Consider the following 22,797-nt stretch of genomic DNA (forward strand, 5'->3'; position numbering starts at 1 on the left):
AGACCGCTATGGAGACGCTCACGACCAAGCCCGACGCGGTGATCGGCAACGATCCGTTCATGTCGGCGGACGACCTCGCCGCCTACTCGGCCCGCATGCGCGCCGCGAAGGCCCTCAAGGAGATGGAGGGGCAGGACCGCGCCACCAAGGCGCGGACCGAACTCGCCAAGCAGCTCGCGGAACCCCTCGATCTCACGCCCGAGAAGCTGAGCGAGATCACGCAGCGCCTCCTGCACAAGCTCCGCATCGCGGCCGAGCAGGGCCAGAAGGAGCTCCTGGTGATGCGCTTCCCGAACCTGATCTGCACCGACAAGGGCCGGGCCATCAACGGGGCGGAGGCGGGCTGGGCCGAGACCCTCACCGGCCGCCCGCGCCAGGCCTACGAGTTCTGGCGCGACCGCCTGCAACCGGCCGGCTACGGCCTGAAGGCGATGATCGTCGACTGGCCGGACGGGATGCCGGGCGATGTCGGGTTCTTCCTCACCTGGGAGACCAAGCCCCACTAGAGCGGCACCCGATCACGTTGCAATCGGGTACTGCTCTAGGTCTCTGATCCTGCCGCATTTTCCGCGACGAACCGGCATCCACTTCGTCGGAAAGTGCTCTGGGACCGAGACATCGGCGCGCGATCATGAATTTGGGGCAGCAAGGCGCCGCGCGGCCGCCCGCCGCCGCGCACGCAACCGGGACAGGATGAGGGCCATGGCAGACCCAGGAACACGTGTATATCCTCGGCAAGCTCCGACGACGGGCAGCCTGCAGCCGCTGCTCCCGCTCCAGCTGCGCATCGCCGAGGTCTACCGCGAACGCTGCGCCACGGCCCTGGACGCCTATCTGGACGCGGTCCAAGGGGCGAACCGCGCCTGGATCGAGGCCCTGACGCCCCGGACGCCCGCGCAGGCGGCCGGCGACGCGATCACCTACTGGACCGACTTCGCCCAACGCTCGGTCCTGTTCTGGGACACGCTCCGGCAGCGCGGCAACAATTGGCTGGCGCACGAGGCGGCCGGCAAGCCGCCGCTCCTCGCCTTCCCCTACGAGGTGGTCGCCGATGCGCGCCGCTTCGCCCGGCCGGTGAACTACGCCCTGGCGCGGATCCTGCCGCCGCCGGAGCGGCCGAGCGACGCCGAGAAGCGCCCCTACATCATCATCGATCCGCGGGCGGGGCACGGGCCGGGCATCGGCGGCTTCAAGCCGGATTCCGAGGTCGGGATGGCGCTGCGCGCCGGTCATCCGGTCTACGTGGTGATCTTCTTCCCCGAGCCGGTCCCGGGCCAGACGCTGGCGGACGTCGCGCAGGCCGAGGCGGCCTTCCTGCGCCTCGTGCGCGAGCGCCACCCGACGCGCGGCAAGCCGGTCATCGTCGGCAATTGTCAGGGCGGCTGGGCCGCGATGCTGGTGGGCGCGCTCGATCCCGAGGGCGCCGGGCCGATCGTGGTGAACGGCGCGCCGATGTCCTACTGGGCGGGCAACGACGCCGAGAACCCGATGCGCTACGCGGGCGGCATGCTCGGCGGGAGCTGGACGGCGCTCCTCGCCAGCGACCTCGGCGGCGGCGTCTTCGACGGCGCGCACCTCGTCGACAATTTCGAGTACCTGAACCCGGCCAACACGTGGTTCGGGAAATCCTACAACCTCTTCTCGAAGATCGACACCGAGCCGGCGCGCTACCTGGAATTCGAGCGCTGGTGGGGCGGGTACTTCCTGATGAATCGGGAGGAGATCCGCTGGATCGTCGACAACCTGTTCGTCGGCAACCGGCTGGCCTCCGGCAGCGCCGAGTGGGCGGAGGGCAGAACCTTCGACCTGAAGGCGATCCGCTCGCCGATCATCCTGTTCGCCTCGCTCGGCGACAACATCACCCCGCCCCAGCAGGCCTTCAACTGGGTCGCGGACCTCTACCCGACGACCGCCGACCTCAAGGCGAACGGGCAGGTCATCGTCGGGCTGATGCACGAGAGCGTCGGGCATCTCGGCATCTTCGTCTCGGCCGGCGTCGCGCGCCGCGAGCATGCGCAGATCGTCGACCTCCTCGACTACATCGAGCACCTTCCGCCCGGGCTCTACGGCATGAAGGTCGAGGAGGAGCGCGCCGACGGGGGGGTGCGCTACGATGCGGTCCTGCGCGAGCTGCAGGTCGAGGACCTTCAGACGCTGCAGAAATACGCGCGCAAGGACGAGGTGCCGTTCGCCGCGGTGAGCCGGGTCTCCGAGCTCAATGCGGCCGCCTACGAGACCTTCGTGCATCCGGTGCTGAGCGCCTGGGTGCCGCGCGAGATCGGGGCGCTGTCGCGGGCGCTGCACCCCCTGCGGGCGCGGCGCTGGGCCCTGTCCGATCTCAACCCGGCCCTCGCCTGCCTCGGCCCCTGTGCCGATCTGGTGAGGGGGCACCGCGTCCACCGGGACGAAGCGGGGGCCTGGGCGGCGAGCGAGCGCGGCGCCGCGGCCGGCATCATGGCCGGGTGGGACTTCTACCGGCAGATGCGCGACGCCGCGGTCGAGAACCTGTTCTTCACCGTCTACGCGACGCTGAGCGCGGTCGCGCCGCCCGGTGCGGAGCCGGCCGTCGCCCCGTCCATCGATGCGGCGCCGCCCGAGGCCCTGAGCCGGATCGCCGAGGGCGGCTTCACCGAGGCGGCCGTGCGGGCCGGCCTCCTCGTGTCGCGCTTCGGCAGCGAGCGGCGGCTGTCCACCTTCAAGCGCATCCGCGAGATCGCCGGCCGCGAGATCGGCCTGCTCGACCTGCCGGCCAGCGCGGCGGCCCGGGTGGTCCGCCAGCAGGCGGAGATCATCGCGCACGCGCCCGAGCGGGCGATGGCGACCCTGCCGGACCTGCTGCGCACGGCCGAGGAGCGCCGCCGCCTCCTCGACATCCTGGAGCGCCTGACGACGCGGCTCGACCTCGCGCCCGAGCAGCTCGCCGTGATGCCGCGGCTGCGCGACCTCCTCGGGCCGGCCCCCGCGGCGGTTCCGGCGCCCGAGCCCGCCCCCCGTCAACGCAGAGCCGGCTGACGCCCGCTCCGGAGACAGAGCCATGACGCAGATCCCCGATGGCAACGCCCTTGCGGGCAAGAACGCGCTGGTGCTCGGCGTCGCCAACGAGCACTCGATCGCCTACGGCTGCGCGCGCGTCTTCCGGCGGCTCGGGGCGCGGATCGCCCTGACCTACCTCAACGAGAAGGCGAGGCCCTTCGTCGAGCCGCTCGCGCGCGAACTCGACGCGCCGCTTTTCCTGCCCTGCGACGTCCAGCGGGAGGGGGAGCTCGAGGCGGTGTTCCGGCAGATCGCCGAGAGCTGGGGCCGCCTCGACATCGCGCTCCACTCGATCGCCTTCGCGCCGCGCGCCGACCTGCAGGGCCGGCTGGTCGACAGTTCGGGCGAGGGGTTCGGGATCGCCATGGACGTGTCCTGCCACTCCTTCATCCGCATGGCGCGGCTCGCCGCGCCGCTGATGCACGAGGGCGGCACGCTGCTCACCATGAGCTACCACGGCGCCAGCAAGGTGGTGCCGAACTACAACCTGATGGGACCCGTCAAGGCGGCGCTGGAGAGCGCCGTGCGCTACCTCGCCTACGAGCTCGGCGACCGCGACATCCGCGTCCACGCGGTGTCGCCGGGCCCCCTCAAGACCCGCGCCGCCTCGGGCCTGAAGGATTTCGACCTCCTCCTCAACGAGGCGATCCAGCGCTCGCCCATCGGCGAACTCGTGGACATCGACGATGTCGGGCTCACCGCCGCCTACCTGACGACGCCCTACGCCGCCCGCCTGACCGGCATGACGGTCTACGTCGACGGCGGCCTCAGCATCATGGCTTGAGCCCGGCCGCCGATCGCGCCCCGCCCGATCGGGGCGCGCACGGCGACCGCGCCGCCCGCCCCGCGCCAACGGCCCAGGATGCCGACGCATCGGGCCGTCGTGCCTCCCGATGATACGCGGTCCGGACGATCACGTCCGGACCGCGTATGATCCGGGATCCGCTTGATCGAAGCGGATCCCGGATCACGAGCCTGCGCGGCGCCTGAGCGAAGCCGACATCCGCATGGCGAAGCCATCCGTCGGATGGCGCATGCGACGTGACCGTCGGGATCAGTAGCGCTCGGGCACGAAGCGCCGGTCGCGCAGCGTGTCGTCGTAGGCGTCCTTCTTGCTCCGTTTGGGCAGCGTCACCTTCTCGGCCTCGAGCTCCTTGTAGGGGATGAGGTGCAGGAGGTGCGCGATGCAGTTGAGCCGCGCCCGCCGCTTGTCGTCCGAGCGCACCACGTACCAGGGCAGGTCGTCGGTGTCGGTGGCGGCGAACATGGCGTCGCGGGCGCGGGAATACTCGTACCAGCGCCGGTAGGATTCGAGATCCATCGGGCTGAGCTTCCACTGCCGCAACGGGTCGTCGATGCGCGCCTCGAAGCGGCGCTTCTGCTCGGCGCGCCCCACCTCCAGCCAGAACTTGATGAGCTGGATGCCGCCGCCGGTGATGAAGCGCTCGATCTGCGGGCAGAGGGCGAGGAAGCGCCGCCGCTCCGCCTCGTCGCAATAGCCCATCACGGTCTCGACGCCGGCGCGGTTGTACCAGGAGCGGTCGAAGATCACGATCTCGCCGCCGGCCGGAAACTGGGCGATGTAGCGCTGCAGGAAGAGCTGGCTCTTCTCCCGATCGGAGGGCGCCGGCAGCGCCGCGACCCGGAACACGCGCGGGCTGACCCGCTCGGTGATCGCCTTGATGGTGCCGCCCTTCCCGGCCGCGTCGCGGCCCTCGAAGACGACGATGATGCGCGCGCCGGTCGCCCGCACCCAGCTCTGCAGGTGGCAGAGCTGGACCTGGAGCTTGCGCAATTCGCGCTCGTAGGGCTTGCGCTTGAGCCGGCCGGCCTCGGAGGCCGGCACCGCCTCGTCGTGCGCCTCCGCCAGCAGGTCCTGGTCGGTATCGTCCATGGCGCCCCCTCCCCTACTCCGCCGGCTGGTGCCCCGCCGCACCGGTCGGCGCGGCCGGCCGCGTCGCCGGTTGCTGCTTCTTGCCGCCGAGCAGCCGCCACGCCCGCTCGCGGAGGCCCTGGAACACCACGTAGAGCGGCGGGATCACGAAGATGCCGAGGAAGGACGCGGCGACCATGCCGCCGAAGACCGGCGTGCCGACGTTGCGCCGGGCGAGCTGCGAGGCGCCGGTGGCGATCACGAGCGGCAGCAGGCCGAGGATGAAGGCGAAGGAGGTCATCATCACCGGGCGGAAGCGCAGCCGCGCCCCCTCGGTCGCGGCCTCGCGCAGCGCGACGCCCTTCTCCCGCTGCTCCTTGGCGAACTCGACGATGAGGATGCCGTTCTTGGCGGCGAGCCCGATCAGCACGACCATGCCGATCTGCGCGTAGAGGTCCAGGGTGAGCCCGCCCCAGACCATCGCCGCGTAGGCGCCGACGATGCCGACGGTGACCGAGAGCAGGACCGGCACTGGGATCGTCCAGCTCTCGTAGAGGCCGACCAGGAACAGGAAGGCGAACAGCACCGCGAAGGCGAGGATGATCGCGGTCTTCCCCTCCGCCCGCTTCTCCTGGAAGGCGGTGTCGGTCCACTCCCCGCCGAAGCCGGTCGGCAGGGTCCGGGCCGCGACGGCCTCCATGGCGGCGAGGGCCTGGCCCGAGGAGATGCCGGGCGCCGGCCCGCCCTGCACCGTCACCGCGCGCAGGTTGTTGTAGCGGATCAGCGAGGGCGGTCCGACGACGATCCGCACCTCGGCGAGGCTGCGCAGCGGCACCATCTGGCCGTCCTTGTTGCGCACGTTGATGCGGTAGATGTCGTCGATGCTCTGGCGATCGGCCGCCTCGGCCTGGACCTGAACCTGCCAGGTGCGGCCGAACAGGTTGATGTCGTTGACGTAGTAGCCGCCGAGCGAGGCCTGCAGCGCCTGGAACACGCTGTCGAGCGACACGCCCAGGATCTGGACCTTGTTGCGGTCGATATCGAGGTAGACCGACGGGTTGGTCGCCGAGAAGGTGCTGAAGACGCGGCTGAGCTTCGGCTCCTGGTTCGCCGCGACGATGAGGCCGCGCAGGGCCTGGGCGAGCTCCTTCGGATCGCCGCCGCGCAGGTCCTCCAGCACGTAGGCGAAGCCGCCGCCGGTCCCGAGCCCGATGATCGGCGGGGGCGCGAGGGGCACGACGAGGCCGCCCGGCACCTCGCGGAAGCGCTGGCCGAGCCGCGCGATCAGGGCCGCGGCACCGTCGCCCGCCCCCTTGCGCTCCTCGAACGGCTTGAGCGTGACGACCAGGAAGGCGGCGTTGCTCTGCGAGTAATTGTCGATGAAGTTGAGGCCGACCACGGTCGTCGCGTCGGCGACGGCGTGCTCCTCGCGCAGGATGGCCTCGGCCTTCGCCGCCACGTCCGAGGTCCGCGCGACCGAAGCGCCCTCGGGAAGCTGCACCACCACGAAGAAGGCGCCCTGATCGTCCTCCGGCAGGAAGCCCGTGGGCGTGATCTTCGCCAGTTCGACCGTGCCCCAGGCCGCCGCGAGCGACAGCACGAGGCCGATGATCGAGAGGCGCACGATGCGGGCCACCGCGGCGCCGTAGCCGTCGCGGACGGCGTCGATCGCCCGCATCACGAATCCCATGATGCCGCGCCGCGGCCCGTGATGGGGTCTCAGCAGCACGCCGCAGAGCGCGGGCGAGAGCGTGAGCGCGTTGATGGCCGAGAGGAACATCGAGACCGCGACCGCGACCGCGAACTGGCGGAACAGCTCGCCCGAGATGCCCGGCACGAAGGCGACCGGCACGAAGACCGAGAGCAGCACCAGGGTGATCGCGATGATCGGCGCGGTGATCTCCGCCATGGCGCGCTTCGTCGCCTCGCGCGGGGACAGGTCCGGGTGCTCCTCCATCACCCGCTCGACGTTCTCGACCACCACGATGGCGTCGTCGACCACGATCCCGATGGCGAGCACCATGGCGAGCAGGGAGACCGAGTTCGCCGAGTAGCCGACCGCCTTGAGCGCGATGAAGGTGCCGATCAGGCTCACCGGCACGGCGACCGTCGGGATCAGCGTCGCCCGCAGGCTGCCGAGGAACAGGAACACCACGATCACGACGAGCACGAAGGCCTCGACGAGCGTCTTCTGCACCTCGTGCACGGTCTCGGTGATGAAGGCGGTCGGGTCGTAGGTGACCTTCCATTCCAGCCCCTCCGGGAAGGCCTTGGCCAGCGCGGCGACCCGCGCCTTGACCTCCTTCAGGGTCGCGATCGCGTTGGCGCCGGGCGACTGGTAGATCGCGATGACCGTGGCCGGGCTGCCGTTGAGCCGCGTCTCGCGGTCGAGGCTCGCCGCGCCGAGCTCGATCCGGGCGACGTCGCCGAGCCGCAGCAGCGACCCGTCCGGGTTGGTGCGCAGCACGACGTTGCGGAACTGCTCGGGCGAGGTGAGCCGCCCCTGGGTCTGGATGCTGAGCTGGAGCTGCTGCTCGTCCGAGATCGGCCGGGCGCCGATGCGGCCGACCGGCGCCTGGACGTTCTGGGCCTTGATCGCGTTGATGACGTCGCCCGTGGTCAGGTTGAGGCCGGTGAGCTGGTCGCTGCGCACCCAGGCCCGCATCGCGTAATCCTGCGGCCCCCACAGCGTCGCGTCGCCCACGCCGGGCGTGCTCTTGATCCGGTCGAGCAGGTTGATGGTCACGTAGTTCGAGATGAAGAGCGGGTCCTGGATCGCCTTCGGCGAGTAGACCGCGAGCACGCCGAGCAGGGCGGAGGATTTCTTCTTGACCGTGACGCCCTGCTTGCGGACGTCCTCGGGGAGTTTCGCGAGCGCGATCTGGACCCGGTTGTTGACGTTGACGGCATTGATGTCGGGATCGGTGCCGAGCTCGAACGAGCAGGTGAGCGTGTAGCTGCCGTCGTTGCCGCTGACGCTCTTCATGTAGATCATCTTGTCGACGCCGACGACCTGCGACTCGATCGGCTGCGCCACGGTCGATTCGACCACGTCGGCGGCGGCGCCCGGGTAGGTCGTCGTCACCGAGACCTGGGGCGGCACGATGTCGGGATACTGCGCCACCGGGATGGCGAGGAGCGCCAGCGCCCCCGCGATCGAGGTGACGATGGCGATCACCAGCGCGAGGCGCGGCCGGTCGACGAAGATCGCGGAGAGCATCGGATCAGGTCCTTCCCGCCGCCGCGCTGGCCGGGACCGCCCGCACCGGGAGGCCGGGGCGCACGCGCTGCAGCCCGTCGACGATGACGAGTTCGCCGCCCGAGAGCCCCGCCTCGATCACCGCGTCGCTCCCGCCGGCCCCCGACGCCACCGTCACGCGCCGCGTCACCGCGCGGCCGTCCTCGACCACGAAGACGTAGACGCCGCCCTGGTCGGCGATGAGCGCGCCCTGGGGCACCACCACCTTCTCCTCGGGCATTCCGGTCTGGAGCGCGACCTGGACGAGTTGCCCGTCCCGGAGGGTGCCCGCCGGGTTCGGCATGCTGGCGCGCACCAGCACGGTGTCGGTGCTCCGGTCGACGCTGATGTCCACGAAGTTGATCCGCCCGACCTGATCGTAGGTCGAGCCGTCCGAGAAGCGGATCCGCACGGCGATCTTGCTGCGGTCCGGCTGCGGACCGCCCTGCTGCATCCGCAGGAACTCGCGCTGGCTCACCGGGAAGCTGACATACATCGGGTCCTGGCTGACGATGGTGGTCAGCACGCCGCTGTCGGGCCCCACCACGTTGCCCTTGGTGACGCTGGTCCGGCCGATCCGGCCGGCGATGGGCGAGAGGATCTTCGTGTAGCCGAGGTTGATCTCCGCGGTCCTCAGGTTCGCCTCGTCGCCCGTCACGGCACCCCGCGACTGGTCGAGGGCGGCGCGGGCTTGGTCGCGCGCGACCACGGTGCCCGAACTGCGATCGAGGAGGTCCTGCGCCCGCTGGAGCTGGATCGCCGCGAGCGTCTCGGCCGCGTGGCTGCGCTCCAGCGCGCCCTCGGCCTGCTTCACCGCGGCCTCGAACAGGTCGGGCTCGATCCGGTAGAGGGGCGCGCCCTCCTTCACGAGGTCCCCCTCCTTGAACAGGACGGTGTCGAGGAAGCCGGTGACGCGGGCCCGCACCTCGACGCGGCTCACCGCCTCGACCCGGCCGACGAAGTCGAGGGCCTTGTCGATGGCCTTCTTCTGGGCGGCGACGGTGCCGACCGGGAGCGCCGCGGCCGGATCCGTCTCGGCCCGGGCCGCGGCGGGCGCGGCGGCGAGGAGGAGGAGGAGGAGGAATCGGGGACGGTGGAGCATGATCGCCCCTCGCGCGGAGAACGGCAGCCCATGGTCGCAGGTCGCGCCCGACCGGCTTGATCGGATGGGACAGCGGGCCGGTCAGGCCCCGCGGCCCGACAGCATCAGGGCCCGCAGCCGCTCGCGGCCGAGCACGCGCCCGAGCTCGCGCCACGTGAAGTAGGGCACGAGCGCGACGGTCATGATCACCGCGATGACCACGAATCCCCGCACGCCGCCGCCGCCGATGGCCGGGAGGCTCTCGGCGAGCGGGCGCCCGTTCCACAGGTGGATCAGCGTCTCCTCCACCGCGTAGGCGCAGACGAGGAGGAGCGCGAACCCGGCGGAGCGCAGGCCGATGGGCAGGATCAGCGGCCTGCCCTCGAAGCGCAGGCGGGTATCGAAGGCCTCGGCCACCAGGACGACCTTCGCGAGGATCCAGGCATTGAGGAAGGCGAAGCCGTAGAAGCGGAAGCCGATGCCGTGCCGCGACAGCACGATCGATTCGTGCAGCACCAGCACGCCGAACACGACCCAGAGATAGGCGAAGATCGCGGCGATCCGCCGGGCCTCGTCGGCGATCCGCCGGCCGATGCGCCGCCAGCGGCCGTCGGGGACCTGATCGGACACCGTGTCGGTGGAGATGCCCGTCATCCCGCCCTCCTCTGGATCATCCCCGCCGCCCGCGACCCTCCGCGGCGAGCGCGGCCCTGCCTCATGATGCGGCCCAGGCCCGCGCAGCCCCGATCGCCCGCCCGCGGGAGCGCCGGCGCCGCGGAGCGATGCGCAGCGCGGGCCGCCCGGCCCGCGCGGGCGGCTCCCACCGGCCGGCTCGGGCGGCGGCCCCTACCGCCGGCCTCTTCGGCCGCCGAAGCCGCGCGCGCCGTAATGGCCCACGCGGGCACCGTAGCCCCGGCCGGCATAGCCGCGGTGGCCGTACACGCGGCCGCCATAGACCCGCCGGCCGTAGACGCCGCCCCGGTAAACGCCGCCCCTGTAGACGCCGCCCCTGTAGACGCCCGGCGCGCCGTAATAGCCGCCGTAATTCGGTCGGCAGACGCCGTAGACGTTCCGGTGGAAGCCCGGGCCACATCCCTGCGCGGCGCTCGCCGGGGCGGGGCCGAACCCGAGCAGCGTGCCCAGGAGCAGGGCCGCCAGGGTGACGGGAGAGAACAGCTTCATGGAGGCCACTCCTTGTCTCCGGTTGTCAGGACGCTGAGAGCCGGGTCCGGTGCCCGGCATGGCGCGAGATCGGCCATTCGACGGGGTCGTACCGCCCTTGCGGCGACCCGGCCCGGCACGCGGGGCCGGGTCGAGACCGGTCGGCCGGCCCGTCGCGGCGCCGGCCGGACCGGGGGCGGCGAGGACGGGGCCAACCTGCACGAGGGTGGGCGACGACATCAGAACATCCACTGGAAAGCGCGGCGGAGGCGCGCGCGCGCGATCCGTCCGTCGCGCAGATGGCGCCGGAAGAGCTTGCGCAGCGAGTACGCGGCGAGGTCGTACTCCGCCCCGCACTGGGCGGCGCGCGCCCTCGGCAGGGCACCGCCCTCGACGAGGTAGCCGAAGGCGCGGCGGTCGGCGCCGTAGGCGAGGCAGAGAAGATTGTAGAGGCGCTGGAAGGCGAGGCTGTGGTCGTCGGCGAGCACCGCCTCCTCCGCCTGTTCCTCGGCCGCATGGCTGCGGAAATGGTGCGCGATGCCGTCGATGATGGGCCGGGCCTGTGCGGGCGGCAATTCGAGCAGCACCATCGCGGCGAACTGGTCGGCCGCGTCCTCCTCCCGGCCGAGCACCGGGACGTCGAGCAGATCGTAGAGGGCGTGCCCGGTCTCGTGCAGGACCACGAGAGCGATGGGACCGAAGACCGCGGCGTGCCGCGCCACCCCAGCCTGGGGGGTCTCCTTGGGCGCCCGATCCTGGACGTCTCGGACGTACTCATAGCAGATCGTGACCAGCCGGCTCTCGGGCGCGTACCACGCGTTGACCTCGCCGTCGCAGGCCGAGAATTTCAGGGTGAGCGGCCGCGGCAGGCGGACGCCGATGATGTTCCGCAATTCCTCGAGCACGCGGCGCCCCTTGAGGTCGCGGTAGATCGCGAGCGCCTCCGCTTGCACCGGACGATCGTAAACGACGCGGATGAGAGCATCGCGGGACGGGGTCGCCCAGCCCGGCACGGCACTGCCGGCCAGCGCCAAACCCGCCGTCAGCCCGAGGGTGCGCCGCATGTCGCCGTCTCCGGATATGCCGCGCCGATGCGAGACGACGCGCACGACCGCGCCGGGGGCAAGGCGGAGCGGCGTCCCCCTCGGGGCCGGCGCCCGCCTCATCCCGCGAGCCGGGCACCGCGGTGGTACCGCGACCGGCGCACGGCGATGTACGAGGGAGGTCTCGGGCCATCGCTGCCTTCATCTCCGATCGAGGTCACCGCCGAGGCGGGTGAGCCCGTCCCCGCGAGAATGACCGCTCCCGCGGCAGGTGCTTGATCGAACGAGACCTGGATCGGCATCCGCCGCGCGCGAGACGGTGAGGGACGAAAGGTCATCGCGGCGGCACCGATCGAGGGTCCGGCGGTGGCGCTGCGACGCGTGGCGCAGATCGGCGTCGCGCGCCGAGGGATCGGCGGGAGCCGCGCATGGCCGGCGCACCTCGCCGCGGCCGCCGGTGCCGGCATCGACACACGACGGCGGGCCCGTCCGCTAACGCGACCGCCACGCGCGCCGAAGATGGGCGCCGCGATGGGGGCGCACGCGAAGGTGCGGGGCGATGAGCCGCTCGAACGCGTACGAGACCTGCGCGGCCTCCTCGCCGCACCGCTCCGCCCGCTCCTTCGGCAGATACCCCTTGGTGACGATGTCGGCGTAGCGGCGCGGATGCGCGCCATAGGCCAAGCAGGCGAGATTGTAGAATCGCTGCCACGACAGGCCGTGCACGTCCGCGAAGCTGCCCTTGTCGACCGGCTCCTGTCGGCCGAGTGCCGCGAAGAAGTATCCGCTCCCGCTCACGACGTCGCGCGCAGGGGCCGGCGCGAGTTGCAGCAGGATCAGGGAGGCAAGCTGGTCAGCCGCGTCCTCCTCGCGCCCGAAGATGGGGACGCGCAAGAGGTGAAACAGCGCGTGGCTGGTCTCATGCATCAGGATCTGCGCGACCGGCCCGCGGATCGCCTGATCCCGGGTGACGCCGGCCGGAGACCGCGCGCGAGGCGCGAGGGCCACGACGCCCGCGACCATCTCGTAGCACATCGTGACGGAGTGATTGTCCGGATCGTACCACGCGTTCGGCTCGCCGCCGCACCCCTGCATGCGGAAGGTGAGGCGGTGGGGAAGGCGAACGAGGCGGATCACATCGGCCAGCCGCTCCAGCACGCGCTGCCGCCGCGCGGTCCGGTAGATGTCGCGATGCGCGGGGTCGCTGGGCGGCACGTAACTCACGACGACGCGCGCGGGCTTCGCGGCGGCGTGAGCGGGAACGCACGTCACGAGACCGGCCGCCATCAGGACGATCGCGCGGAGTGCCCTGCGATGGATGCGCGATGCCCGGCCAGGTTCGCGGTCCGGCCGACGCGGGCTTCGCAGACGCACCTGACCCACCGCGCCCTCCCGATGTCGCGCGCGCCGTCGCGCTCGCGGATGCGCCCGATCCGGCCGGCGTGATCAGTGGGTCGCCACGCCGCGCCCGAGCCAAGCGATCAAGCCGCGCGATGCTGCGTCGCAATTCCTGCTGAATAGAGCCGCCACCGCCCATACCCTCGCACCGCACAAGATCTGTGGCAATGAGATTTTACGTAATTCAGTGAAGGCGTACCGATCCGTGTCCCGTTCGATCAAGCACCCGGTCGGTCGCACCGTAAACACTTTAGGAAACGCTGCCTCGGCTGTGCCTTCGGACCGCAACGCGATCTGACGGAAGTCGAGATACGGCTGCCCGCGGAGACCGCCTCGTCCTCGAGGGGGGCCTCCTCGGTCGGGCGGCCATGCGGGGAGGGAGGCCATGACCGACCGGCGCGTCAGGATGTCCCGTGCTCATCCTGATCTGGCCATCGTCTCGTCCCTCGTGTCCGGCCTCGCGATCACGCGGAGGAAGGTCGCGGGACCCGGTCCCGGACACGTTACGGCAACCCTGCCGGCGGTGGTCGCGGTCGCGCAGCCCGCGATCGCCGGCGCGACCGAGGTCGGATCGGCCACACCCTCACCCGCACCTTCGTCGCGATCGGGTCGGCGACCACCTCGGCGCAGACCGGGTCCGCGCCGCTGCCGGGATCGGCTCCGGGATCCGCTCTAGGACGAGGGCCCCGGCTCTCGGCGTCGGCCCGCCCCCGGCCCCATCGGGCTCGTCACCTGCGGCACGGTCACGGCCATTGTCTTGCACGACAATTCATATCTCCGGGAGGATGACGATGACTGATGTGCTGAACCTGAAGAACTTCGAGTCGCTCAGCCCGTTCGAGATCAAGGACGAGTTGATCAAACTGGCCAAGGAGACGTCCCGCCGGACGCAATCGGCGTTCCTCAACGCGGGTCGCGGCAATCCGAACTGGGTCGCGACGACGCCGCGCGACGCCTTCTTCCTGCTCGGCCAGTTCGCGATGAGCGAGAGCAGGCGCGTGATGAGCCACCCCGCGGGGCTCGGCGGCATGCCGCAGGCCGCCGGGATCGCCGGCCGGCTCGACGCGTGGCTGGAGCGGCATTCCGATCAGCCCGGGGCTTCCTTCCTGGCCGCGATGGTGCCCTTCGCCGTGAAGGCGTTCGCGTTCGATCCGGACGCCTTCGTGCACGAGCTCGTCGATTCGATCGTCGGCGACAACTACCCGGTGCCTGACCGCATGCTCGTCCACAACGAGCGGATCGTGCACGAATACCTGATCTGGGCGATGTGCGGGAAGCGCGCGCCGGCCGGCCGGTTCGACCTCTACGCGGTCGAGGGCGGAACGGCGGCGATGTGCTACCTGTTCAAATCGCTCAAGGCCAACCGGCTGCTGCTGCCGGGCGACACGATCGCCCTCGGCACGCCGATCTTCACGCCCTATCTCGAGATGACGCATCTCGAGGATTACGCGCTCAACGTCGTCCACATCAAGGCGCCACAGGAGAACAAGTTTCAGTACACGGATGCGGAGATCGACAAGCTTCTCGATCCCAAGGTCAAGGCCTTCTTCGTCGTCAATCCCGGCAACCCGACCGGGATGGCGATGAGCGCGGAGACGATCGCCAAAATCACCAAGCTGGTCAAGAGCAAGCGGCCGGATCTGATGATCCTCACCGACGACGTCTACGGCACCTTCGTGCACGATTTCCGCTCGCTGATGGCCGAACTGCCGCACAACACCATCGGCGTATATTCCTTCTCGAAGTATTTCGGCTGCACAGGCTGGCGCCTGGGGGCCATCGCGATCCACGAGGACAACATCTTCGACAAGATGATCGCGACGCTGCCGGCCGACGTGACGGCGGACCTCGACAGGCGCTACGGCCCGCTGACGCTGGAGCCGCGCAAGCTCAAGTTCATCGACCGCATCGTGGCCGACAGCCGCGACATCGCGCTCAACCACACCGCCGGCCTCTCCCTCCCGCAGCAGGTGATGATGAGCCTGTTCTCGCTCTCGGAGCTGATGGACGACAAGAAGGCCTACCAGGAGGCCTGCATGGAGATCGTCAACCGGCGCGTCTGGTCGATGATCGAGGGCCTCGGCCTGCATCTCACGCCGAATCCGAACTTCGACGCCTATTACGGCCTGATCGACTTCGAGTTCTGGGCGCGCAAGAACATCGGCGAGGAGGCGGTGGAGTACCTGAAGCGCACGGTCCACCCCCTCGACCTCGCGTTCCGGCTGGCCGAGGTGCACGGGATCGTGCTGCTCAACGGCGGGGGCTTCGAGGCACCCGACTGGTCGCTGCGGGTCTCCCTCGCCAACCTCCCCGACGAGGTCTACGCCGATATCGGTCGGGGCGTGCGCGCGGTGGCCCGCGGCTACCGGGACGCCTACGAGGCCGCCAAGCGTGCCAGCGGCGCGGAGGCGACGAAGGACGTCGAGCCGGTACCGGCCGAGTGATCCGGGATCGGCTTGATCGAAGCGGATCCCGGATCACGCGCCTGCGCGGCGCCTGAGCGCCGCGCCTGAGCGAAGCCGATATCCGCATGGCCGAAATCGGAGATGGCGAAGCACTCAACCGGATGGCGTATGAGTCCGGCTCGACCGGGGAACCGAGGATGGGCGCGATCGACGACGCGGCCGGCACCGGGAAGGCCCGTCCCGTCCTGCCGGCGGGACGGCTCCGGCGCATCCTCGCGGCGGGGCTGCTGCTCCTGGTGGCGCACCCTGCCGCGGCGCGGACGATCTACGTCACGCCGGAGGGAGGCGGCCCGGGATACGGCGCGGACGGCCGCATGGTCGCCCCGCGCACGGAGGCGTTCGCGACGGAGACCCTGCAGGGATTGCGGCCGGGCGATGTCGTGCAGCTCCTCGCCGACAGCCCGGCGCCGGATGCGGTGACCCGCTATGCCCGGCGGGTCACGCTGTCCGGAGCGGGCGAGCGGGACGCCCCGCCGGTCGTCGTCCGCGGGCTCGGCCTGCGCACCCGGATGGTCGGGCGGACGATCGAGGAGATCCGCGGCTGCCCGATGCCGGAGGACGACGTCGAGCAGCCCTGCGGCGACCTCGCGACGGCGCTCGCGGTTCCCCGGGCGCCGGATCTCCTCGGCGCGCTGACCGTGGCGGCCTCGGCGGTGGAGCGGGACCGCGGCCGCCGCTCACGGCTCGCCATGCCGATCGGGCGGGCGGGGCGGCTCGCCGAGGCGGCCTGCCTCGACATCGACCGCGCCGACGGCGTCGCGATCGAGGATCTGACATTCCAGGGGTGCTGGCTCGCGGCCGTCCGGGCGATCGACAGCCGGCGCGTCACGCTGCGCCGTTCCCTGGTGATCGGCAGCAGCTACGGCCTCGCGGCGCGCGGCAGCCCCGACCGCCCCGCCGACACGCTCGTGGTCGAGGACGTCACCTGGGTGCAGGACGCGAGCGGCTACGAGGAGGCCGCCCTGACGCGCGAGGGACCGTTCCGCTGCCGCGACGGCCGGGTCGGCGCGTTCGGCTGCGCGGGCCTGATCTGGCGCAGCATTCCCTGGGGGGTGACCCACCACGGTGCCTACGACCACTTCAACGGCGCGCTCCTGGGCGGTGCCGACGTGCGCGGACCGATCGTCTTCCGCCGCAACACCGTCCTGTCGGCCTATAACGGCCTCCGGCTCAAGGCCGCCGCCTGCGAGGATCTCAAAGCATCGGCCCTGTCGCCGGCGACTTGCCCGTTCAACCGGGACGTCTGGATCTACGACAACCTGTTCGCCTTCGTGCGCGACAATCCGGTCGAACTGGAGACCTGGGCGATGGAGGTGCGCATCGCCCGCAACCGGATCGTGAATTCCCACGCGTGGTTCTCCTTCGACGACATGGGGGGCGGGCCGGTCTACGTTTACGGCAACCGCGGCTGGTTCGACGACGTTCCGGCGATCGACCGTCCCGGTCGCCCCTCTCCCCTGCCGCCCTGCGCGCGTCAGCCCATCGAGAAGCCGGAGGCCGGCGGGGCCTTCGACCCGAAGCTCGACCGCCGCTTCGATTTCACGCGCGCCCGCTGGCTCGCCGTCGGAGTCGAGAGCGTCGCGCCCTCCGGTGAGGTCACCTGGATGGATCCCCGCGATCAGACCTGCGACGCGAGCCTCCAGGGCCGGGTCGTCAAGCTCGCGCTTCCACCGCGGGGCGCGGAGCCCGATTCCGATCGCTACGCGGAGCACGGCCCGATCTACGTGTTCAACAACAGCTGGTACCTGCGCTCGCCCGTGACCGGGATCGGCGCCGCCGCGAACCTTCGGCACTGGAACAATGCCCTGCTGTTCTGCGAGCCCGACGCGCCCGGCTATGACGCGGATCTGTGCCGGACCCGGCCCGAGACTTTCGACGCGAGCACCTGCGGCCGAGGCGTGGTGCGGGGGGACGACCTCGCGCGCTATCCCGGCGAGACCGGGTCGATCCCGTTCTTCGACTGCTTCCGGTGGCTGCCGGTCGACGAGCAGGGGCACGACCGTCCCGAACTCGCGAGCGCGTTCGATCACGACGTCAGCAGCAACGGCTTTCCGGTCGCGCTCACGCGGCAGCGCGGGATCGAGAGCCACGGGCGAACCGGCAGCCCCGGCTTCACGGCCCCGGAACGGGGAGATTTCCGTCTCCTCCCGGGGGCGCTCGCCGCCACGGCGGCCTGTGCGGTGACGGAGACGCCCGATCACGGCCTCGTCTGTTCGCAGGCCCCGGGCGGCCGCGCGTTCGCCGGCGCCTACGATCGCGAGGGCCAGCTCTACGATGGACCCGCGTCCGCACGCTTTCGTCCCCCCGAGTAGATCTGACGGCGAGAGCACTCGGCTCACGCCGATCGAGCGACGGAGGGGGCCCAGGCGGGCTCCCTCGCGGCCGCCGGGTCCACCGCCAGGGACACGACCGTCGGCACGCGGCCGGCGGCAGCCATTGTTCCGGGACATGTTCGGAGAATGCCCGCGCGCGCCGCGCGCCGTGCGGGGAGAGTGCGGCTCATGCCGAGCGGTCGGACTCGGCCCCTGCTTCTCTCCGCTCGGCGGCGTTGCCGGAGCTTCGGCGCGTGCCGCCGGGATGGCCGTTCATCACCCGACGGCGGACAGCCGAAAGCCGGCATTCGCACCTGCGCCCCTCATCCCGCTCGCGGAGCGATGGCGGAAACAACCCGGCTCGTGAGCGAGGCGGATGGTGACGGCGTCCCGCGCGAGCATCCGCCGCATCACTCGCGCCGACCCTGCGTAGATCGGGACGGCCCTCACGACATCCTCCTCGCAGAAGAGGCGGTCGAGGACGGGCACGTCGCTGAAGGTGGGCGGGACGGGAACGGAACCGGCGATCAAGGCGAACGGGATGCCTCGCCGACGCAACTCGTGAGCGAGCGCGAAACAAGGACCCTGGCGGAGGTTCACGCTGACGAGCGCGAAGTCGGGAGGGGCTGCGTCCAGGCTCTCGATCGCGTCTCGGCAGGTGGCATAGGGGCCGCTGACCCCGCACCCCGCGTCGGTCAAGATGTCCTCCAGCCACATGCCGGGCAAGGCCTGCGACTCGGCCACGAGCACGATCAGTTGCGGCTTCGCCCCTCTCACCTGCATCGCTTCGCTCCCCTTCGTTCTGTTATGGCCCCAGCGTACATCGGACAGGCTTCTCCGCATTGCGCTAGATCAAACCCAGCCTGGACGCGCCGCATACTGTGGGGCATGCCGGATTCGCTGCCGCGCGATAGCGTTGCATGCGATCGAACAAGAACGAGATCGTGAGGGTTGCCGACGAATGCTGGTCCAGGCCAGCGTGCCGCCCGGCACCATGCTGGATCCCGAGCGGGTCGGCTTCGCGCACGGGACCATCGTTCGCGCGCGGGCGACGAACGCGCCTCAGGCACCTGCGCGGGACGCATTCGGGTCCGGCGCCCCGCTGCCGCTTGCGTCCGGCCGAGTCTCGCGAATGATCGCGCCATCCTCGATCTGCACGATCCGGTCGGCGAAGTGGAACAGCCGCGCGTCGTGGGTCACGACCAGGACGGCGCGCCCTCGCGCCCTGGCGATCGAGGACAGGATGGCCATGACAGCCCTGCCGTTCTCCGTGTCGAGCGCGGCCGTCGGCTCGTCCGCGAGGATGATCGAGGGATCGGCGACCAGGGCGCGCGCGATCGCAACGCGCTGCTGCTCGCCGCCGCTCAGCTCGCGCGGGAAGGACTTCAGCTTGGCCGACAGACCAACGCTGCCGAGGACCGCGACGCTCTTGGCCACCGCCTCGGGGCCGCGCTCGCCGCGAACGTCGAGCGCCAGTTGCACGTTCTCCGCCGAGGTGAGCGTCGAGAACAGGTGGTAGGACTGGAAGACGAAGCCGATGTGCTGCCGCCGGATGGCCGCCAGCGCTTCGGGACGGGCGTCGCGGGCCGACACGCCGCAGACCCGCACGGTGCCGCTCGTGGGCGTCAGCATGCAGCCCAGAATGGACAGCAAGGTCGTCTTGCCGCTGCCCGATGGCCCCGCGAGGATGGTCAATTCGTGGCTGCGGATCGTCAGATCGAGCGTCCGCAATGCCTCGACGCAGGTCGGCCCGCGCCCGTAGGTCTTGCTGACCCGTTCGGCTTCGATGATCGCCGCATTCATCGCGTGAGCACGCTTGCGGGATCGACACGGATGATCCGCACGATCGAAGCCACCCCCGACGCGACGCACATGACGAGCGTCACCGCGAAGGCAATCGTGACGAGGCCGGGGGTGATGACGACTGGGATGATGCTCGTCGCGGTGAGGTGTCCGACCGCGATGCTGATCACGGTGGCGACCGAGAGGCCGATCAGCGCGTTGACGAGCGCTTGGCAGGCGATGACCCGGTAGATGTAGCGGTTGGAGGCGCCGATCGCCCGCACCATCGCGAATTCGTAGAGGTGCTCCTTCGTGCTGGAGTAGAGCGTCTGCGCGATGATCACTGTTCCCACGATCACCGACAGCAAGGCTCCCGCGACGAGTGCCGCGCCGGCTCCGGTCCGATAGAGCCAGAAGTTGCGGGAGCGCGCGCGGAACTGATCCGGCGTGAGGGCCTCGATGCCGGAGATGCGCGAGAGGGCGTCCTGACGGAGGCGTTCGAGGTCGGCTCCGGGCTTCATCCTGACGAGGAAGTACGTGACGAGGTTCGCGGGCAGCCCGACATAGGACCGGGCGTTGCGGAAATCGGCGAAGACGTAGGGCCTGGTCGTGAAGGAGCGGAGGCCGGAGGTCACCGGGCCGACCGTGACCGGGTGACCGCGCACCTGCGCCGCCTCGCCGCGCGCGGAAACCCCGAGCTCGGCGGCGTAGGAGCGTTCGAGGGTGACCGTGCCCGGGGCCGCGAGGTCGTCGAGCCCGCCCTCGACGATGTTCCATGGTGCCAAGCCCGAAGCGGGGTCCGAGGCGATGACGAAGATGCCGACCAGCCCGCCTTCGGGCGGGATCCAGGCGGAGAAGCCCGCCACCACCGGAATCGCGTCCGCCACCCCGTCGAGGGCGCGCAACTCCTCCCGCATGTCCGAGTCCAGGATCGAGAGGTCCTCGAAGTATTGCGTCCCCTTCGACATGATCCAGATGTCGGCCGAGGTATGATCGACGATGAGCGTCACCATGCGCCCGAAGCCGTAGAACAGGCCCATCTGCACCAGGATGAGAACCACCGAGAACACGATACCGGTCACCGCGGCCGCGAAGCGGAGCCGGTCCTGGAACAGATTTCGAAGCGCCAGGGTCAGGACGAGCGGCATTCCGGAGTCCAACTTGCGCGATCAGCAGGTGCGAATTAGAACATGATCTTCGGCAAGGCTACTTGATCCGGGTCAACAATGAAGTGCCGAAGCTGGCTCCCTGTGCGGCCGGGCGGAGCGCATGATGTGCTGGTAGCCCCTTCGCGAACGCATCCATCGCGACCGGGGCTCCGCGGGAGCGCCGGCATCGTCGTCGCCGTGATGGCCCTGGGCCACGCGGCGGCCTGGGCGGAGGAGGCCATCGAGGGCCGCTACCTGCAAAATCGCCCCTGCCGCGGCGACAACAGCGATCCCGCAAACCTCAAGGTGGCGATCACACCACAAAATATCACGTATTCGGGCGGGACCTGCGCGATCAAATCCAGACGCAGCGACGGCACCAAGATCATCTTCGCGGTTTCGTGCCGGTTCCGCGGGGGCGGCACGATGGGCTCGGACATCGCCTTCACACCCGGGCAGGGTGGAACATGGCATATGACCGAGAGGGAAGGCACGTTCGAAGCCGACATTCACCGGTGCCCGGACTGATCCCAGGACGTCTCTCACCGGCAGGTCGGACCTTCCCTCCTTCGGACATGCCGCAGCGCGCGTCGGTCCCTCCTGGGACCCGCAAGAGCATCGCGATTGGCGCCTGCGCGGCTCGGGCCGCGGGCGGTCTCCTCGACCGGCGACCATCGGCCTCCGGACAAGCGTCCTGCGGGCCTCCGCCAAGTCCAGGTCGGTCGCCTGCGCCGCGTCGAGGATGAGGGGTGCCGGCCCTCCCCGCGCGCCGGCCTTCAGCGTCGAGCGCGCGGCTTGCGCAGGTTCCGGGCCCGCCTACCGGGCGATGGCGGCGGAGGACATCTCAGCGCGATCCAGCGCGTTGAAGACCTGGCGGCACGCGGTGCTGAGGATTTTACGCTGGCGTCGCAGGCACGCCCTGATCGCCGGGACGTCCGGGATCTCGCTGCTGCAGAGACGCCACACGTCCGGGGTGCAGGCCGCTCGGTCGGCCGCCGTTTCCGCCAAGCTGGTGGTTGCCGTACAGACGATCAGGCCGACGGTGGCGACACCGAAACCAAGCTTACGCATGCTCGTCTCCCTGAAGGCAAGTTCTCCCAGCTCTCCATCCCCGTCACGTGATGGAGCGCATTTTTTCTTAATTGGCTACATAGATCGGGCGCCAAGCCACGTCTGCGCCATGACACGTGGCAAATTTTTTCGTTTAATGCTGAATTTCGTCAGCATCTCGCGCCGAATGTTCGAACAACGGCGCCTTCTACAGACAGGTTAACGCATGGCTTGGCCGTGGCAAGTGGGAGATGCGAGAAAATTGCAGAGCTTTTGGCGGCACCGGGCCGGAAGCATCGGCCCAGCGTCGGGTCGGCCGGGTTTGAACCTTGCCGAACCCGCCCGCGGCCTGAGATACCTCCCGCTCGCGCATCGACCGCGAGGAGCATCGGCTTTGTCGGTCAAGAACAGTGCTGCCGTACTTGCGCTGGTGACAGCAGTCGCGGCGCCCATCGCGGCCCGAGCCTGGGGCATTCCCGGGTGCGCCAACCTCCCCGAGTACAATCGGGCCCTGGGCGCCCTCCAAGGACTGACAACCTGCGGCATGACCATCGAAGAGGCTCGCCGCGTGGTCGCGGCTCATGCCGGCCCGGCAGCCGCGGATCAACCCGTGGGGCCGGCACCGCGCGCCCATCAGCGCGGTCAGCGAAGGCCGCCCCATGTCCAGGCACCGGGCCGCGACGTCACATCGCCTCACGCCGATCCGAAACGCCGCGCTCGGACGCCCAAGGGCAGCCCAGGGTAGCAGGACGGGTTGGGATGCCCGCCGCGCGTTCTGCTGCCGGCAGGATTGCATCGAGCAGCCCGCGGCAGCCTGCAGCCAACCGAACCGGACATCCCGACCCGGCGATGGCGGCGGCCCGGCCGCGACGCGTTCACCGGGCGCGAGGCGCGCCCCACGGACATCCTCATCCGACATCCGGTTGATGGCTTCGCCATCTCCCATGTCGGCCATGCGGATGTCGGCGTCGCTCAGGCCTGTGATACGCGATCCGCTTTGATCAAGCGGATCGCGTATCACCCGTCCGCTCGCGTCGCGGACCAGAGCGGGCGAAGGCCGCGCCAAGCACCTGCCGGGAGGGATCCTGCGGGGGCTGGTCGCCGCACCGGCGCCCGGGTCAACCAGACCTGCCGGCCCGGCCGCCGCCCCTCCTGCCACGCACGACGGACTCGCCGCGATCCGCGCCAAAAGAAGAGGCGCCCGGACGCGTGA

17 protein-coding genes are annotated in these 22,797 nt (G+C 70.4%); 6 read left to right on the forward strand and 11 right to left on the reverse strand.

What is annotated here, in order from left to right:
• Window positions 1-8: 8 nt before the first annotated feature.
• The 3 genes from MET2598_RS0120165 (at window position 9) to fabI (ending at window position 3,817) form a co-directional block, all read left to right on the forward strand.
• Window positions 9-506, forward strand: a complete 498-nt coding sequence (locus tag MET2598_RS0120165) for a hypothetical protein (RefSeq protein ID WP_012331479.1) — start codon at window positions 9-11, stop codon at window positions 504-506.
• A gap of 196 nt (window positions 507-702) precedes the next feature.
• A complete protein-coding gene (locus MET2598_RS0120170) occupies window positions 703-3,012 on the forward strand; it encodes a DUF3141 domain-containing protein (protein ID WP_012331478.1) in 2,310 nt (769 codons plus the stop codon).
• Window positions 3,013-3,034: 22 nt separating this feature from the next.
• A complete protein-coding gene (gene fabI / locus MET2598_RS0120175; protein ID WP_012331477.1) occupies window positions 3,035-3,817 on the forward strand; it encodes an enoyl-ACP reductase FabI in 783 nt (260 codons plus the stop codon).
• Between the two features lie 270 nt (window positions 3,818-4,087).
• Here fabI and ppk2 read toward each other — a convergent pair whose 3' ends face one another.
• The 7 genes from ppk2 to MET2598_RS0120210 all read right to left on the reverse strand — a co-directional run bounded on the left by ppk2 (window position 4,088) and on the right by MET2598_RS0120210 (window position 12,716).
• Entirely contained in the window at window positions 4,088-4,927 is an 840-nt protein-coding gene (gene ppk2 / locus MET2598_RS0120180; protein ID WP_012331476.1) for a polyphosphate kinase 2, read from the reverse strand.
• 13 nt (window positions 4,928-4,940) lie between these two features.
• Window positions 4,941-8,126, reverse strand: a complete 3,186-nt coding sequence (locus MET2598_RS0120185; protein ID WP_012331475.1) for an efflux RND transporter permease subunit — start codon at window positions 8,124-8,126, stop codon at window positions 4,941-4,943.
• A 4-nt stretch (window positions 8,127-8,130) separates the two neighbouring features.
• Window positions 8,131-9,246, reverse strand: coding sequence for an efflux RND transporter periplasmic adaptor subunit (locus tag MET2598_RS0120190; protein ID WP_018262113.1), 1,116 nt, complete (start codon window positions 9,244-9,246; stop codon window positions 8,131-8,133).
• 81 nt (window positions 9,247-9,327) lie between these two features.
• Window positions 9,328-9,879 (reverse strand): hypothetical protein, encoded by a 552-nt coding sequence (locus tag MET2598_RS0120195; RefSeq protein WP_018262114.1) that lies wholly within the window; start codon window positions 9,877-9,879, stop codon window positions 9,328-9,330.
• A gap of 192 nt (window positions 9,880-10,071) precedes the next feature.
• Complete coding sequence (locus MET2598_RS0120200; RefSeq protein WP_018262115.1) at window positions 10,072-10,407, reverse strand: GCG_CRPN prefix-to-repeats domain-containing protein; 336 nt, start codon at window positions 10,405-10,407, stop codon at window positions 10,072-10,074.
• Between the two features lie 218 nt (window positions 10,408-10,625).
• Window positions 10,626-11,450: a DUF4344 domain-containing metallopeptidase gene (locus MET2598_RS0120205; RefSeq protein ID WP_018262116.1), complete on the reverse strand. Its 825-nt coding sequence runs from the start codon at window positions 11,448-11,450 to the stop codon at window positions 10,626-10,628.
• 471 nt (window positions 11,451-11,921) lie between these two features.
• Window positions 11,922-12,716: a DUF4344 domain-containing metallopeptidase gene (locus MET2598_RS0120210; RefSeq protein WP_018262117.1), complete on the reverse strand. Its 795-nt coding sequence runs from the start codon at window positions 12,714-12,716 to the stop codon at window positions 11,922-11,924.
• Window positions 12,717-13,618: 902 nt separating this feature from the next.
• On the opposite strand from MET2598_RS0120210, the gene MET2598_RS0120215 reads away from it, so the two are divergent.
• Window positions 13,619-15,271, forward strand: coding sequence for a bifunctional aspartate transaminase/aspartate 4-decarboxylase (locus MET2598_RS0120215; RefSeq protein WP_036270456.1), 1,653 nt, complete (start codon window positions 13,619-13,621; stop codon window positions 15,269-15,271).
• A gap of 158 nt (window positions 15,272-15,429) precedes the next feature.
• A complete protein-coding gene (locus MET2598_RS0120220) occupies window positions 15,430-17,604 on the forward strand; it encodes a hypothetical protein (RefSeq protein WP_018262120.1) in 2,175 nt (724 codons plus the stop codon).
• 276 nt (window positions 17,605-17,880) lie between these two features.
• On the opposite strand, the gene MET2598_RS0120225 is transcribed toward MET2598_RS0120220, so the two are convergent.
• The 3 genes from MET2598_RS0120225 to MET2598_RS0120235 form a co-directional block, all read right to left on the reverse strand.
• On the reverse strand, window positions 17,881-18,387 hold the full coding sequence (locus MET2598_RS0120225) for a hypothetical protein (RefSeq protein WP_012331467.1): 507 nt from the start codon (window positions 18,385-18,387) through the stop codon (window positions 17,881-17,883).
• A 279-nt stretch (window positions 18,388-18,666) separates the two neighbouring features.
• A complete protein-coding gene (locus tag MET2598_RS0120230; protein WP_018262121.1) occupies window positions 18,667-19,407 on the reverse strand; it encodes an ABC transporter ATP-binding protein in 741 nt (246 codons plus the stop codon).
• Window positions 19,404-20,534 (reverse strand): FtsX-like permease family protein, encoded by a 1,131-nt coding sequence (locus MET2598_RS0120235; RefSeq protein ID WP_018262122.1) that lies wholly within the window; start codon window positions 20,532-20,534, stop codon window positions 19,404-19,406. Before MET2598_RS0120235 ends, MET2598_RS0120230 begins: the two co-directional genes overlap by 4 nt.
• Window positions 20,535-20,660: 126 nt before the next feature.
• Here MET2598_RS0120235 and MET2598_RS36960 point away from each other — a divergent pair, with 126 nt between their 5' ends.
• On the forward strand, window positions 20,661-21,062 hold the full coding sequence (locus tag MET2598_RS36960) for a hypothetical protein (protein ID WP_236728761.1): 402 nt from the start codon (window positions 20,661-20,663) through the stop codon (window positions 21,060-21,062).
• Window positions 21,063-21,350: 288 nt separating this feature from the next.
• Here MET2598_RS36960 and MET2598_RS0120245 read toward each other — a convergent pair whose 3' ends face one another.
• On the reverse strand, window positions 21,351-21,605 hold the full coding sequence (locus MET2598_RS0120245) for a hypothetical protein (protein WP_012331463.1): 255 nt from the start codon (window positions 21,603-21,605) through the stop codon (window positions 21,351-21,353).
• Between the last annotated feature and the right edge of the window lie 1,192 nt (window positions 21,606-22,797).

This window comes from Methylobacterium sp. WSM2598, assembly GCF_000379105.1.
In the GTDB taxonomy this organism is placed as follows: Bacteria; Pseudomonadota; Alphaproteobacteria; order Rhizobiales; family Beijerinckiaceae; genus Methylobacterium.

Bases quoted from the DNA above. Each gene is read 5' to 3' on its own strand.
- MET2598_RS0120165 (WP_012331479.1), top strand. From the start codon at position 9: ATGGAGACGCTCACGACCAAGCCCGACGCGGTGATCGGCAACGATCCG.
- MET2598_RS0120170 (WP_012331478.1), top strand. From the start codon at position 703: ATGGCAGACCCAGGAACACGTGTATATCCTCGGCAAGCTCCGACGACG.
- fabI (WP_012331477.1), top strand. From the start codon at position 3,035: ATGACGCAGATCCCCGATGGCAACGCCCTTGCGGGCAAGAACGCGCTG.
- ppk2 (WP_012331476.1), bottom strand. From the start codon at position 4,927: ATGGACGATACCGACCAGGACCTGCTGGCGGAGGCGCACGACGAGGCG.
- MET2598_RS0120185 (WP_012331475.1), bottom strand. From the start codon at position 8,126: ATGCTCTCCGCGATCTTCGTCGACCGGCCGCGCCTCGCGCTGGTGATC.
- MET2598_RS0120190 (WP_018262113.1), bottom strand. From the start codon at position 9,246: ATGCTCCACCGTCCCCGATTCCTCCTCCTCCTCCTCCTCGCCGCCGCG.
- MET2598_RS0120195 (WP_018262114.1), bottom strand. From the start codon at position 9,879: ATGACGGGCATCTCCACCGACACGGTGTCCGATCAGGTCCCCGACGGC.
- MET2598_RS0120200 (WP_018262115.1), bottom strand. From the start codon at position 10,407: ATGAAGCTGTTCTCTCCCGTCACCCTGGCGGCCCTGCTCCTGGGCACG.
- MET2598_RS0120205 (WP_018262116.1), bottom strand. From the start codon at position 11,450: ATGCGGCGCACCCTCGGGCTGACGGCGGGTTTGGCGCTGGCCGGCAGT.
- MET2598_RS0120210 (WP_018262117.1), bottom strand. From the start codon at position 12,716: ATGGCGGCCGGTCTCGTGACGTGCGTTCCCGCTCACGCCGCCGCGAAG.
- MET2598_RS0120215 (WP_036270456.1), top strand. From the start codon at position 13,619: ATGACTGATGTGCTGAACCTGAAGAACTTCGAGTCGCTCAGCCCGTTC.
- MET2598_RS0120220 (WP_018262120.1), top strand. From the start codon at position 15,430: ATGGGCGCGATCGACGACGCGGCCGGCACCGGGAAGGCCCGTCCCGTC.
- MET2598_RS0120225 (WP_012331467.1), bottom strand. From the start codon at position 18,387: ATGCAGGTGAGAGGGGCGAAGCCGCAACTGATCGTGCTCGTGGCCGAG.
- MET2598_RS0120230 (WP_018262121.1), bottom strand. From the start codon at position 19,407: ATGAATGCGGCGATCATCGAAGCCGAACGGGTCAGCAAGACCTACGGG.
- MET2598_RS0120235 (WP_018262122.1), bottom strand. From the start codon at position 20,534: ATGCCGCTCGTCCTGACCCTGGCGCTTCGAAATCTGTTCCAGGACCGG.
- MET2598_RS0120245 (WP_012331463.1), bottom strand. From the start codon at position 21,605: ATGCGTAAGCTTGGTTTCGGTGTCGCCACCGTCGGCCTGATCGTCTGT.